The organism is Nonomuraea sp. IBHARD001 (genome assembly GCF_056106265.1).
Map to the genome: position 1 here is coordinate 6,321,037 of NZ_JBWBBW010000002.1, position 13,492 is coordinate 6,334,528.

Consider the following 13,492-nt stretch of genomic DNA (forward strand, 5'->3'; position numbering starts at 1 on the left):
CCCGACGCGCCCCCGCGCGAGCCGCCCGTCGTGCTCGTCCACGGCGGCGGCACCGACAACGCGGCCCTGTCGTGGTATCGCCTCATCGAACCGCTGGCGGCCGAACGTGAGGTGTGGGCGCCCGACCTGCCCGGCTTCGGGGCAAGCATCGGCGCGCCTCCCGTCGGCGGGCCGGTCGAACTCGCGCACGTCGTCGCCGAGGTCATGACGCTGGCCGGGGTCGAGCGGGCGGTGGTGGCCGGGGTGTCGATGGGCGGCGACGTGGCGCTCAACCTGGCCCTCGCGCATCCCGGGCGGGTGGCGGGACTCCTGCTCGTGGCGCCCGGCGGGCTGGTGCCGATCTTCCGAAACCGGGTCGCGCACTTCGGCGCCTGGGCGGCGGCCCGGACGCCCGATCGGCTGCTGCTGCCCTCCATACGCCTGGCGAACCGGTTCTCCGGCAGCGCCGTACGGGCCATCGTCAAGGACCCGGCCACACTGCCGCCCGAGGTGGTCGCCGAGTTCGCACGCGAGGCACGGCAGCCGGGCGCCGGGGTCGGCTACGCGCGTTACAACCAGGCCACGCTCGGACGGCACGGCATGCTCAACGACCTCACCGGACGCGTGCACGAGATCGGCGCGCCGACGCTGATCTTCCACGGCGAGGACGACCCTCTCGTCGACCCGGCCGGATCACGGGAGGCCGTCGGCCGCTTCCCCGACGCCCGGCTCGTCATGGTGGCGGACTGCGGGCACTGGGCGCAGTTGGAGGCCCACGACCGCTTCCTCGCCGAGACCCGGGCATTCTTGAAGCGACATTTCGGGTGAAAGGCAGGATCCCCCTTGTACATCCATGAGTCAGGCGACGCCTCCGGTCCCGTCCTCCTGCTCGTGCACGGCGGAGGCGTCGCCGGGTGGATGTGGCAGGCCCAGACGGCCCACTTCGGGACGCGTCACCGCCTGCTCGTCCCCGACCTCCCCGGACACGGCCGCAGCCGCGACACGCCCTTCACGACGAGCGCGGCCGTCGTCGCCGAACTCGCCGACCGGCTCGGGCGGCTGCCCTCGGGCACGGACGTCACGGTGGCCGGTTTCTCGCTCGGCGGGCAGATCGCACTGGAGCTGGCCGTCTCGCATCCCGCCCTGGTCACCCGCGTGGTCGTCACGAGCGCGCTGACCGAGGGCATGCCGCTGCCCGGCCTGGGCCGCGCGCTCGTCCGGCTCGCCGCCCCCCTCGCCAGGCAGGCGTGGTTCGCCAGGCTCCAGGCGAAGTCGCTGTACATCCCCGACGCCCTCCTCGACGACTACCTCCACACCTCCCGCACCCTGCCCACCGCGAGCCTGCTCGCGCTGACCCGGGCCAACGCCGACTTCCGCACCCCATCCGCCTGGCCCCGCCACCCCGGCCCCGCCCTCCTGCTGGCCGGTTCGAAGGAACCCCGTCCCCTGCTCACCGGCATGCGCCACCTGGCCGCCGCCCACCCCTCCGGCGAGCTGCTCGTCCACGAGGACGCGGGCCACGGCCTGCCCCTGCAACACCCGGCCTGGTTCAACAGCCGGGTCGAACAGTGGATCCGCGCTACGAGCGATACATCTCCTCCACCAGATCGGTGAACGCCGTGAGCACCGCGGCGCGTCTGAGCTCGCCCGTGGCCGTCAGGTGGCCGTGCTCGTGGGTCAGCGGGTGGGGCAGCAGGGCGAAGGCGTGGATCTCGGGGAAGGCGGCCACGGCGGTGCGGACGAGGTGGGGGGCGTGGCCGGGCTCGGGTTCGATCAGGGCGGTCAGGTACGGTCTGCGGTCGCCGACGAGGAGGGCGTTGCGGATGTGGGGGGAGGCCTTCAGGGCGGTCTCGACGGGGGCGGGTGCGGTGTTGGCGCCGTCGGTCGTGATGAGGACGTCGCGCATCCGGCCGGTGACGCGGACGTGGGTGTGGTCGTGCCAGGCGCCGGTGTCGCCGGTGTGCAGCCAGCCGTCGGGGGTCAGGACGTCCGCCGTGGCCTGGGGGTCGCGCCAGTAGCCGGCGAACGTGCCGTCGTGCCGGGTGAGGATCTCGCCGGTGAGCGGGTCGATCATCAGCTCGACGCCCGGGTACGGCTCGCCCGCCGTTCCGGGCACGACACGGCCGGGCCGGGCGGCGGTGGCGATCCCGGCGTTCTCCCTCATGCCGTACATCTCGTGAATCGGCACGCCGATCGCCTCCCAGCGCCGCAGCACACCGGGCGCGAGCGGCCCGGCGGCGCAGGCGGCGTACCGCACGCGGTGCAGGCCGAGACGCCTGCGCGGCCCCCTGAAACGCGCCCACCACCCGGAGGGCAGGCCGGCCCAGCCCTCCTCCCAGAACGACGGCGGCCCGAGCACGACCGTCGCCCGCGCCTCACGCACGGCGTACGGCCCATCGCCCAGGCACACGCGTACTCCGGCGGCGGCGTTGAGCCACACCGCGAACGCCCGCCCGGCGACATGCCCCAGCGGCAGCAGGGACAGCACGACGTCGTCCGGCGACAGCGAGGGCACCACCTCGCCCGACAGCAGCGCGCCTAGCGCGAACTCGACGGCGGCCACGGTCAGCATGACGCCCTTGGGCTGCCCCGTCGCGCCGGGCGCGTACAGCAGGGTCGCCACGTCGGCGGGCCGCGCCTCGGCCATCCTGCGCTCCACCGCGCCGGGATCGGCGGCCCGATGCCCGGCCCCCATGACCAGCAGGTCCGCCCACGCCAGCACCCGGGAGACACCACCATCCGCCTCGGGGCCGCCTCCCGCCCCCACCGCCTTCAGCGCCTGCCCGTCACCGTCCCCGCGTCCCGCGTCCATCGCCGCCGGCAGCAGGGAGCCGTCGCCGTCCCCCTCGGCACACACGATGTGCCGCACCTCGGGAGCGCGTCCCGTCCCCACCGCCGCCAGCGCCTCCCCCAGGCACTCGCGCCCCCGTACGAACAGCACGCGCGCCCCCGAGTCCGCCAGGACGTGCGCCGTCTCCTCGGCCGGTCCGCCCGGGTACATCCCTACCGTGACGCCCCTGACCGCCATGATGGCGAGATCGGCGTACAGCCACTCCCGGTGGTTGCCCGCGAGCACCGCGACCGGCTCGCCCGGCCGTACGCCGAGGGCCAGCAGTGCGTGCGCGACCAGCTGGACCTGCTCCCAATACGCCGCCCAGCCGATCTCCGTCCAGGCGCCGTGCTCGTGGTCGCGGATCGCCACGGCATGCGGCGTGCTCAGGGCGCGGGCGCGCAGGCGCGTGACGATCGTGGTGAGGGCGGTCGTGACGTTCTCGGCGGACACGCCGCCCAGGGTGTGGCAGACCGGACGCCCGAATCAAGGGCGGCGGACGAATTGGAGCCTTGTTCTGGTCGTAGGGTTGCCAGCATGGCAACTTGCGAACATCTTTCCAAGGCGGGGGACCCTCCGGCGCGTACGCCCGAGGGCTGTGAAGAGTGTTTGGCCACGGGCGGGCGCTGGGTCCACCTGCGGCGCTGTCTGGAGTGCGGGCACATCGGGTGCTGCGACTCCTCCCCGGGCAAGCACGCGACCGCCCACTTCCACGGGGAGGGACATCCGGTCATCCAGTCGTTCGAGCCCGGCGAGAACTGGCGGTGGTGCTACATCGACAATGTGATGGGCTGAGCCGCCCGTCTCAGCGTTCGAGGATCGCCTCTTCGTTGTCGAGGTCGCGCATGACCCTGCGCAGGACCTCGTCGTCGATGCGGCGTTCGTCGCGCAGCCTGACGAAGACCGCGCGTTCGGCGTCGAGCATCTCGCGGCGGTAGCGGCGGTAGGCCTGGCTCGGCGTCTCCTCGCCCTGGGAGCCGGTGCCGCCGCCCAGGCGCTCCCACGCGCTCAGCGCCCTGCGCTCGCTCTTGGCCCTGAGCTGGTCGACCACCTCGGCATGCAGTTCGTCCATGCCTTCGGCGGTCAGCTCCTCCAGCCTGGCCGAGGCCGCCGAGGCCGCCGCCTGCTGTGCGGCGGCCTCGGCGAGGTCGTCCTCGTAGCGCTCCTGCTCGCTGGAGACCTTCAGCCGCCTGATCAGCCAGGGGAAGGACAGGCCCTGGACCAGCAGGGTGCCGATCACCGTGGTGAACGTCAGGAACAGCAGCAACGGCCGCTGGGCGAACCCGATCGGCAGTGCGAACGCGGCGGCGAGCGAGACCACCCCGCGCATCCCGGCCCAGCCGACGATCACCACATTCGGCACCGGCGGGACCGGCTCACGCTCGCGGATCTTGCGCGAGAACAGCCTCGGCAGGTACGTCGCGGGGAAGACCCAGGCGAACCTGGCCACCACCGTCACCAGGAAGATGACCACGACATAGCCCGCGACCTGCCAGGCGCTCTGCCCCTTCATCCCGTCGAGCACGGGCACGAGCTGCAGGCCGATGAGGGCGAACACGATCGTCTCGAGGAAGAAGTCGGTCACCTTCCACACCGCGTCGGAGACCAGCCTGGTGCCGAACCCGCGCCTGTGCATGCGGTTGCCGAGGTACAGCCCCACGACCACGACCGCGATCACACCGGAGGCGTGCACCGACTCGGCCGCCAGGTAGGCGCCGAACGGGATGAGCAGCATCACGGTGTTCTCCACCAGCGGGTCGCGGCTGCGCTCCAGCAGCCAGGCGAACACCAGCGCCAGCGCCATGCCGATCAGCACGCCGACGGCCGCCGCGTAGCCGAACTCGGCCACGCCCTCCAGCAGGCTCACCCCGTGCCCGGCCGCCGCCGCCACCGCCACCCTGAACAGGGTCAGCGCCGTGGCGTCGTTGAACAGGCTCTCGCCGATCAGGATCGACAACGCCTTGCGCGGCAGCCCGAGCCGCCTGCCGACGGCCACGGCCGCCACCGCGTCGGGCGGCGCGATGATCGCCCCGAAGGCGAACGTCGCGGCCAGCGGCAGCGACGGCACCAGCGCGTGCAGCGTGAGCCCGACGACCGCCACCGTGAACAGCACCAGCCCGACCGACAGCAGCGCCACCGGCCTGCGCACATCGCGAAGCGAGAGGTAGGAGCTGTCGAGCGCGGCCGAGTACAGCAGCGGCGGCAGGAACACGAACAGCACCAGATCGGGCTCCAGCTCGATCTCCGGCAGGAAGAACGAGGCCACCAGCCCGACGACCACCAGCAGCAGCGGCGCCGGCCATCCCTTGCGCCTGGCCACCGCGGCGACCGCGATCGCCACCCCGACCAGCAGTAGCAGCCTCAAGCCTGTCGTCACGTCCACGGGGATCATCGTAGGACCAAGCACCGGCCTGGCCTCGCCCGGATCCCGCCTGGGCTACGGCCCTGCCGGCACCCTCAGCGGCACGCGTTCGCCGAGCGCGGTGACGACCCGGGTGACCGTACGGGCGGCCGAGAGCCTGAGCCTGATCGGCGGGCCGATCGCCACCCTGGTCGGCACGTGTTCGGCGGCGACGCGCCAGGTGCCCGCCGGGGTCTCGGTGAAGGTGAACCAGCCGATGACGCCCTCGCGGGTCGCCGGGCGCGGGGTGCCGGGATTGGCGATCTGGTTGCCGAGGCCGTAGGCGACCCACCGGCCCGCGATCCTGGCGAACGGCTGCACGACGTGGGCGTGGTGGCCGACGATCAGGTCGACGCCGGGCGCCGGCAGCACCCGCCGGGCGAGCGCGTACTGCGCGGCACTCGGGCGGTGGTCGTACTCCTGGCCCCAGTGCAGGCTGACGACGACCGCCTCGGCGCCCGCCCTTCTGGCCCTGCGCGCGTCGGCGGTGATCACGGAGGCGCGTAGCCCGTCGTTGACCAGCCAGGTCCGGCCGCGCGGCTCGGTGAAGCCGTTGAGCCCGTAGGTGTAGGACAGGTGGGCGACGCGGACGCCCTTGACGTCGAGCAGGGTGATCGCCCGCGCCTCCTTCGCAGTCCGCGCCGATCCCGCGTGCCGTACTCCCACGGCGTCGAGAGCCGCGAGCGTGCGGCGTACGCCTGCCTCTCCGCTGTCCATCGAGTGGTTGGAGGCGGTCGAGCAGGTGTCGTACCCGGCCTTGGCGAGTGTCCTGGCGATCTGGGGAGGGGCGCTGAAGACCGGATAACCCCGGTACGGGCCGTTCCTGGGGGCCAGCGGTGTCTCCAGGTGGCACACGGCGAGGTCGGCCGCGCGGATGACGGGGAAGGCCCCGGCGAGCATCCGGGTGAAGTCAGGCTCGCGCGCGCCGTCCAGCATGGCCTGGTGCACCAGAGCGTCGTGCAGCAGGACGTCTCCCGTGGCCGCGAGCGTGAAGCGCCTGCCGCGCACCGGCGTGCGGGCCGCCATCGCCCTGGTCGCCTTCAGCGGGGCTCCGGCCAGCGCCGGGATCGCCGCCATCGCCCTGATCGGCGCCACCCCGAGCCCGAACGCGCCCAAGGGCTGGCGCGAGGCGAACACACCGTGCCGTACGGCGGGTGCGACCGGCGCCGGGGCCATCACGGCCGAGGGCAGCACCACCGCGGCCAGCACCGCCAGCCGTGCAAGATCTTTTCGCACGACCGCACGCTACGCGACGACCACGCCGCCGTCCGCACCCGCGGAGCGCGCATGCCGAAAGTTGACCGGAGGTACCGACCTTCGGCCCGGCGCAGGCCTGGGTGCGGTCGTTCACCACTCCCGGCGTTCGGTCCTGTCGCCCGCCTGCTGCTCGGGGCGCAGGCGCTCGCCCGTCATGTAGACGGGGTCACCGGCGTAGGGTCTGGGCGCGCCCTGCTGGTCCTGGGGGTAGCCGCCGAGGCCGAGGGGGTCGGCGGGGTTCACCTCGGGGGTCGGCGGCTGCTGATAGCCCTGGTCCTGGCGCTGCTGGTAGCCGTCCTTGTACTGGATCGGCGGCATGCGGCGGCCCGCACCGGGAATGCCGTGCATGGGAGTGCCGAGACCGGCGCCCTGCTGGGCCTGCGGCTGCGGCTGGGGTTGAGACTGCTGGTGGGGCTGCTGCTGGTACTGCTGGCCGAGGCCGAGCGGGTCGGCCTGGTCGTACTGCGGGCGGGTGTAGGCGCCCTGGTCCTGGTAGCCGGGAGCGCGGCCCTGGTCGCCGTAGCCGGGGTCGTAGGCGTACTGCTGCTGGGGCTGCGGCTGGGCGGGGAAGGGCTCGGACGGCTGGGCGGGGAAGCCGTAGGGGTCGGTCGACTGCGGCGGCCTGCCCCGGCCCTGCGGAGGCTGGGCCTGCGGGGGCTGGGCCTGTGGGGGCTGCTGCATGGGCGGGAGCTGGTAGACCGGCTCGCCTGCCGCCGCGACCATCGGCTCGACCTGCTGCTGCCTGCCGTAGCCGAGCGGGTCGGCCGCCTGCGGGCGCGGGGCCGCGGCCACGAGCTTGTCGGTCGAGGGCTGGGGAGCCCTGGCCACCAGGACGTCGTTGGGGCCGAGCGCCGCCGTCGGCCGGTCGTCGGCGAGCGGGGACTCCCCCTGCTGCGGAACGGCCTGAGGGCGGCTGTACTGGCCGGTGCCAGGGTAGTCGGCCGCTTCGGGCTGCGGGTCCGTGGCCTCGGCGTAGCCGTCGTCGAGGGTGTCGAGCAGGCGGCCGACGTCGTCCATCGGCATGCGGAAACTGCCTGTGCACATCTCTCCACGCCACAGGCTGAGCACGAGGGTGCCTTCGTGCCACGTGACCCGGAGACACCGCTCCTGACCTCGTGCATCGAAGAACACTTCGCCGAACGACGGCAACGGGACAACTTCCGACATGGCAGACATCTTGCTTTAACCAGCCTTTATTCGTCCACTCAACCCCGAAAGACCCTATCGAACCGGCCCTTCTCCACCGTACCCGGGACCTCAGGAATCCCAGCAGGAAGATCTTCTTTGACCTCCCAGGACTCCGGTCGCCAGTGTGCCACGAGCCGCGCCGAACAGGTCCCGGAATACCGGGATGCGTCCGTCCGGTGACACCGCGCTCACCGGACGAGCACCCCGGATTGCGGGTACGGTTGGCTGTCGTGCCGGACTCCATCCTTCCTCCCGTCGAAGAGCTCCTGAGCAGTGCCGTGCAGTCACTCGGCGGCGCCGAGCGGCCCGGCCAGGTGACCATGGCCAAGGCCGTGCACAAGGCGCTGGACTCCGAGGAGCATCTCGCCGTGCAGGCGGGCACCGGCACCGGCAAGTCGCTGGCCTACCTGGTGCCCTCGATCCGGCACGCCATGGTGTCCGACAGCGCGGTGGTCGTCTCGACCGCCACCATCGCCCTGCAGCGCCAGCTCGTCGACCGCGACCTGCCCAGGCTGGCCGAGGCGCTGGCCAAGGAGCTGCCGCACGAGCCGTCGTTCGCCATCCTCAAGGGCAGGCGCAACTACCTGTGCCGTTACAAGGCGACGGCCGGATGGCCCGAGGACGAGCAGGACCAGCTGTTCGACCCGCGCGAGGTCAGCGCCACCGGGCGGATGGTCCAGCGCATCCAGGAGTGGGCCGAGGAGACCACGACGGGCGACCGCGACGAGCTGGTGCCCGGCGTCAGCGAGCAGGCCTGGCGGCAGTATTCGGTCAGCGCGCGCGAGTGCCTCGGCGCCACCCGCTGCCCGAGCGGCCCCGAGTGTTTCGCCGAGCAGGCCAGGGCCAAGGCCGGTGAGGTCGACGTCGTCGTCACCAACCACGCGCTGCTCGCCATCGACGCCATGGAGGACTTCCCGCTGCTGCCCGAGCACGACGTCGTGGTCGTCGACGAGGCGCACGAGCTGGTCGACAGGGTCACCTCCGTGGTGACCGACGAGCTGTCCGAGGTCGTCGTCGCCATGGCCGTGCGCCGGGTCGGCCGCCTCATCGAGCAGCCGGTCGCCGACCAGCTCATGGAGGCGGGCGAGGACCTCAAGGCGCTGCTGGCCGCCGCGCCCGCGGGCCGGCTCGACGAGCTGCCGCCGGTGCTCGGCCTCACGCTCGCCCTGATCCGCGACGCCGCGGGCCGCTGCGTCACCGCGATGGGCCCGCGAGGCGCCGACAAGGAGGACCCGGACAAGGCAGGCCAGCGCAAGGCCGCCTTCAGCGCGCTCGACGACGTGCACGACACCTGCGTGCGCATGCTGGAGGCCTACGGGCACGACGGCGAGGTCGACAGGGCCGAGGTCGTCTGGCTCGACGGCGGCACCGACAGACGGCCTCCGACGCTGCGCGTGGCGCCGCTGAGTGTGAGCGGGATGCTGCGCGACAAGCTGTTCGGCGACCGCACGGTCGTGCTCACCTCGGCCACGCTCGCACTCGGCGGCACCTTCGACGGCATGGCACGCCAGTGGGGCCTGGGCGAGAAGGGCTGGACCGGCCTGGACGTCGGCTCCCCCTTCGACCATCCCCGCGCCGGCATCCTCTACGTGGCCAAGCACCTGCCGCAGCCCGGCCGCGACGGACTGCCCGACGCCTATGTCGACGAGATCGCCGAGCTGATCGAGGCGGCGGGCGGGCGCACGCTGGGACTGTTCTCCTCGATGCGGGCCGCCAAGGCCGCGACGGAGGCGCTCAGGGAGCGGCTCGAGGTGCCGCTGCTGTGCCAGGGCGACGACTCCACGATGCTGCTCGTCAAGCAGTTCAGCGAGGACGAGCCGACCTGCCTGTTCGGCACGCTGTCGCTCTGGCAGGGCGTCGACGTGCCCGGCCCCTCGCTGCGGCTGGTGATCATCGACCGCATCCCGTTCCCCAGGCCCGACGACCCGCTCACCTCCGCACGGCAGCGCCACGTCGCGGCCAAGGGCGGCAACGGCTTCATGGCGGTGGCGGCCAACCACGCCGCCCTGCTGCTGGCCCAGGGCGTCGGCCGGTTGATCAGGTCGCAGGACGACAAGGGCGTCATCGCCGTGCTCGACCCCCGTCTGGCCACCGCGCGCTACAGCGGCTTCCTGCTCGGCACGCTGCCTCCGTACTGGCGCACGACCGATCCCGCCGTGCCCAGGGCCGCGCTCAAGAGGCTGGCCGCCGAGGGCTGACGATTTCGTCGTAGGCAGGGGTTAGGCTACGGCTCGCCGTACGCTCATGATCCAGGAGGACGACGATGTCGGACGAGATCCACGAGAGCCCCACCGGCTGGGTGGCCAAGCACGTCCAGCGCTACGTGGACAGCGACGGCGCCGACGGGCACATGTACAGCGGGGCGCCCACCCTGCTGCTGACCACGCGCGGGCGCAGGTCGGGGCTGCTGCGCAGGACCGCGCTCATCTACGGCAGGCACGGCGACGACTACGTGGTGGTGGGGTCGATCGGCGGCGCGCCGAAGCACCCGCTGTGGTATCTCAACCTCACCGCCGACCCGGCCGTGCGGGTGCAGGTGCTCGGCGACAGCTTCGACGCCGTCGCCCGCACGGCCGACGAGCGGGAGCGGCCGGTCCTGTGGGAGACGATGACCGGCATCTTCTCCCTCTACCAGGACTACCAGGACAAGACCGAAAGGCGCATCCCGGTCGTCCTGCTCAGCAGGACCGGCGGCTGAGCGCTACTCCTTGGCCAGCAGCAGGCCCATGAGCGCCCACTGGCCGCTCACCGAGTCCGACGGCAGGAAGACGACCGTGCCGCCGCTTTCGTAGACCCGGCCCTTGAACGACGGGATGTCGTACATCGGCGGCAGCACGCCGATGCCGACCGCCTTGCCGTCGGCGCGGTTCAGCCGCACCATCCTGGAGGGCACGCCGGGCGCGCCGCCCTCCAGCATGAGCATGCCCTGCTCCTCGGCCCTGACGAAGTCGAGCCTGGTCGTGGTGCCCGACGAGCGCCACGCCTGTTTGCCGGTCGCCAGGTCGAAGGCCAGGACGCTGTTGGCGATGCTCAGGCTGCCCTGGACCGGCTCCGGCTTGGTGCTCACATAGAGCATCCCGCCGCCCACGGCCGCACGGTACTCCTGGGCCGTGCCCTGCGGGGCCAGGCCGTTGAGCGGCCTGAGGTCGGCCGCGCCGATGCCGAACCCGGCCCGCTTGGCGCCGTCGTCACCCAGGCTGAGCACGGTGGCGCCGCCCCGCTCGACGTCGCCGACCACGACGACGGCCGGTTCGGCCGACAGCACGATCGGCTGGTCGAGCCCCTCGGGCTTGTACGGATGGCGCCAGCGCGCCTTGCCGGTCTCGGGGTCGAGTGCCACGACACGGCCCTTGCCGTTGAGCGGGCAGCTCAGGTACATCACGACCTGGGCCGGGGAACCGCTCAGCGACTGGGGGAAGCAGCCGTCCTGCCTGCCGCTCCACTTGCGCCTGCCGTCGGCCAGGTCGTAGCCGTGCAGGCTGTGGAACTGGCGCACCACGATCGTGTCACCGGCCAGGACGACGGCGGGCTGGTCCGTGCCCTCCGCCTTCTCCGCGGGCAGCTTGGCCTTCCAGGTGATCTTGCCGGTGCTCACGTCGACGCCCGCCAGGCGGTCGCAGGACTCGGCGCCGCCGTACAGGATCGCGCCCTTCGGGGCGGGCGAGGTGGCGGCGCCGCAGATGAGCTCGCCCGGCGCCGGAATGCCCCAGGAGCGTTTGCCCGTCGCCAAGTCGTAGGAGATCAGGCCGTCGCGCTGCACCCTGACCGCGACCTGCTGCGTCACCCACGCGCCGTAGGGCGCCGACTCGGCGAGGTTGCCCGGATCGACGAACGGCACCGCCCAGGCGTTCTCCTTGCCGCCGATCGTCTGGTGCGCGGCCACTCCCGGCTTCCCGGCGACCACCAGGGCCGTAACCGTACCGACCCCCAGCATCGCCGCGACCCAGAGCACACCGAACAGTACGGCACGGCCGGTACGCCTTGGAGGAGCAGCCTGGGGTGGGGGCTCATGGGGAGGTTGGGGTGAGTGGGGTGATTGGGGTGAGTGAGTTGGCTGGGGCTGCTGAGTTGGCTGGGGTGGCTGGGGTGGCTGGGGTGGCTGGGGTGGCTGGGGTGGCTGGGGTGGCTGGTAGGTGGGTTGCTGTGGGTATGGCTGGCGCAGTTGTTGCGGGGGGTACGGCTGTTGCGGGGGGTACGGCTGTTGCGGAGGGTACGGCTGTTGCTGGGGTGGGTGGGGCTGTTGGGCCGGATGGGACTGCTGAGGCGGATAGGGCTGCTGAGGCGGGTGAGCCTGTTGAGACGAGTGAGGCTGCTGAGGCGGGTGGGGCTGTTGGGGTGAGTGAGGCTGTTGGGGTGGGTGGGGGCGGCCGTAGGGGTCGCCGTGGTGCTGAGTCATGTGTTGTCCCCCGATCAACCGAGCTGCTGCCGGAAATATCCGGCCCAGTCCTTCTCGAACTGCGCGGGCGTCGTCCCGAGCTCGGCGCAGAACGCCTTGTCGGCCCCGCCGTCGGCCCGGTACGCGGCCACCACGGCGGCCATCGTCGCGCGCTCGCCGTACTTCTCGATGGCCATGCGGATCGCGACGTGGCCCATGAGGTAGTGCAGGCTGAGTTTGTCCTTGGTGTCCCAGGTGAGATTGGTCGGCAGCACGCCGTCGAAGCCGCCGCTCTGCATCAGCGTCCTGCCCTCGTGGAAGCGGCCGTTGGCCGACAGCGGGCGGTCACGGTTGGCGATGTACTCGGCGAAGCCTTCGACGATCCAGTTCGGGATGCCGAAGAAGGAGCCGCTGAGCTGGTGCAGCCCGGCCAGCATCGAGTGACCGAACTCGTGCTCGAGCACCTCCTCGATGCCCTCGCGCGTGTCGAAGAACATCGAGGCGGTGTCGAGCACCACGCGGGTGCCGCCCACCTTGACCTCTTCGTCCAGCGACGCCTCCCAGGTCGGCATGCCGATCGACACGCCCGCCTCGTCCGCCTTCGACTTGCGGAACAGGTTGCCGAGCTCCCGCTTGCCCTCGACGAGTGCGACGACGAAGCCGCGCGGCACCTCCATGCCCTCGGGCGCGTTGGCGTCCCAGACGGCCAGGTCCTGGGTGGCCGCGCGGTGTGCGATGGGCGCGGTGGTCCTGGCGATGGCGGCGTGCCTGCTCTTGGACAGGATGAGGTTGCGCCCGGCCTTGGTCACCACCATGTCGGGCCAGATGTCCCAGGGGCCCGGGTAGTAGAAGGTGCCCACGTCCTTGCCCCACGGGCTCGGCGCACCGCCCACCTTGGTCACGACCAGCGGCGCGTCGGCCTTGGCCTTGACCACGGTCCAGCGGTACCACTCCGAGACCGGGCGCTGGTCGAACCCCTTGAACTGGTGCACGAACGCCACGTCGACGGTGAAACGCACGCCCTTGCCGAAGCTGTCCTGTCGTCTGCCCTGCTTGCTCAGCGTCTTGTAGGACATATTGCTGATCGGCAGTTTGCGGAGGTTGGCGAAGAGTGTGCGCTGGTTCTTGATCAGGCCCGCGTTCTTCTCGTCGAAGATCGCGGTGAAGGCGTCGGCGTCGGTGCCGTTGAGCGCCTTGGAGTGCGCGGCCAGCAGGGCGTCGAGCTCGGCGTCGGTGACGACGACGGAGTTCGGGTCGGCGGGGGTGGCCGTGACCTGGCCCACCGGCCGGTTGTTGGCCTCCCTCAGCACCAGCCCGACGCCGCCGCCCGCCACGACCGACACGATCAGGCTGGCGATCCCCAGTGTCACCCAGAGCCCCGTACGGCGTCGGCGTGGAGGTGGCGACTGTCTGTGCGAATGATAGTTCGAATACTGCTGCAGTTGTCCCGGCCCCGATGTCA

The 13,492-nt window shown here is 72.0% G+C and carries 11 protein-coding genes; 5 read left to right on the forward strand and 6 right to left on the reverse strand.

What is annotated here, in order from left to right; genetic code table 11:
- Nucleotides 1–30 precede the first annotated feature (30 nt).
- Both ACTWNK_RS30745 and ACTWNK_RS30750 read left to right on the forward strand, forming a co-directional pair.
- Nucleotides 31–807, forward strand: a complete 777-nt coding sequence (locus tag ACTWNK_RS30745; protein ID WP_474308229.1) for an alpha/beta fold hydrolase — start codon at nt 31–33, stop codon at nt 805–807.
- A gap of 15 nt (nt 808–822) precedes the next feature.
- Nucleotides 823–1,593: an alpha/beta fold hydrolase gene (locus ACTWNK_RS30750; protein WP_474308231.1), complete on the forward strand. Its 771-nt coding sequence runs from the start codon at nt 823–825 to the stop codon at nt 1,591–1,593.
- On the opposite strand, the gene ACTWNK_RS30755 is transcribed toward ACTWNK_RS30750, so the two are convergent.
- Entirely contained in the window at nt 1,559–3,262 is a 1,704-nt protein-coding gene (locus ACTWNK_RS30755) for an AMP-dependent synthetase/ligase (protein ID WP_474308233.1), read from the reverse strand. The two genes, ACTWNK_RS30750 and ACTWNK_RS30755, sit on opposite strands and share 35 nt — an antisense overlap.
- Before the next feature lie 156 nt (nt 3,263–3,418).
- Here ACTWNK_RS30755 and ACTWNK_RS30760 point away from each other — a divergent pair, with 156 nt between their 5' ends.
- On the forward strand, nt 3,419–3,604 hold the full coding sequence (locus ACTWNK_RS30760; protein WP_474308235.1) for a UBP-type zinc finger domain-containing protein: 186 nt from the start codon (nt 3,419–3,421) through the stop codon (nt 3,602–3,604).
- 10 nt (nt 3,605–3,614) lie between these two features.
- Here the strand turns inward: ACTWNK_RS30760 and ACTWNK_RS30765 are convergent, their stop codons facing one another.
- From ACTWNK_RS30765 to ACTWNK_RS30775, 3 genes are all read right to left on the reverse strand, one after another.
- Nucleotides 3,615–5,201, reverse strand: coding sequence for a Na+/H+ antiporter (locus ACTWNK_RS30765; RefSeq protein WP_474308237.1), 1,587 nt, complete (start codon nt 5,199–5,201; stop codon nt 3,615–3,617).
- Between the two features lie 45 nt (nt 5,202–5,246).
- Nucleotides 5,247–6,446, reverse strand: coding sequence for a CapA family protein (locus ACTWNK_RS30770; RefSeq protein ID WP_474308239.1), 1,200 nt, complete (start codon nt 6,444–6,446; stop codon nt 5,247–5,249).
- A 111-nt stretch (nt 6,447–6,557) separates the two neighbouring features.
- Nucleotides 6,558–7,490, reverse strand: coding sequence for a hypothetical protein (locus ACTWNK_RS30775; protein WP_474308241.1), 933 nt, complete (start codon nt 7,488–7,490; stop codon nt 6,558–6,560).
- 395 nt (nt 7,491–7,885) lie between these two features.
- Between ACTWNK_RS30775 and ACTWNK_RS30780 the strand changes: the two genes are divergently transcribed.
- Nucleotides 7,886–9,853: an ATP-dependent DNA helicase gene (locus ACTWNK_RS30780; protein ID WP_474308243.1), complete on the forward strand. Its 1,968-nt coding sequence runs from the start codon at nt 7,886–7,888 to the stop codon at nt 9,851–9,853.
- A gap of 65 nt (nt 9,854–9,918) precedes the next feature.
- Nucleotides 9,919–10,353: a nitroreductase family deazaflavin-dependent oxidoreductase gene (locus ACTWNK_RS30785; RefSeq protein WP_474308244.1), complete on the forward strand. Its 435-nt coding sequence runs from the start codon at nt 9,919–9,921 to the stop codon at nt 10,351–10,353.
- Between the two features lie 3 nt (nt 10,354–10,356).
- Here ACTWNK_RS30785 and ACTWNK_RS30790 read toward each other — a convergent pair whose 3' ends face one another.
- Complete coding sequence (locus ACTWNK_RS30790) at nt 10,357–11,607, reverse strand: outer membrane protein assembly factor BamB family protein (protein WP_474308246.1); 1,251 nt, start codon at nt 11,605–11,607, stop codon at nt 10,357–10,359.
- A 458-nt stretch (nt 11,608–12,065) separates the two neighbouring features.
- Entirely contained in the window at nt 12,066–13,400 is a 1,335-nt protein-coding gene (locus ACTWNK_RS30795) for a hypothetical protein (RefSeq protein ID WP_474308248.1), read from the reverse strand.
- Nucleotides 13,401–13,492: the final 92 nt, after the last annotated feature.

Bases quoted from the DNA above. Each gene is read 5' to 3' on its own strand.
- ACTWNK_RS30765 (WP_474308237.1), bottom strand. From the start codon at position 5,201: ATGATCCCCGTGGACGTGACGACAGGCTTGAGGCTGCTACTGCTGGTC.
- ACTWNK_RS30775 (WP_474308241.1), bottom strand. From the start codon at position 7,490: ATGCCGATGGACGACGTCGGCCGCCTGCTCGACACCCTCGACGACGGC.
- ACTWNK_RS30785 (WP_474308244.1), top strand. From the start codon at position 9,919: ATGTCGGACGAGATCCACGAGAGCCCCACCGGCTGGGTGGCCAAGCAC.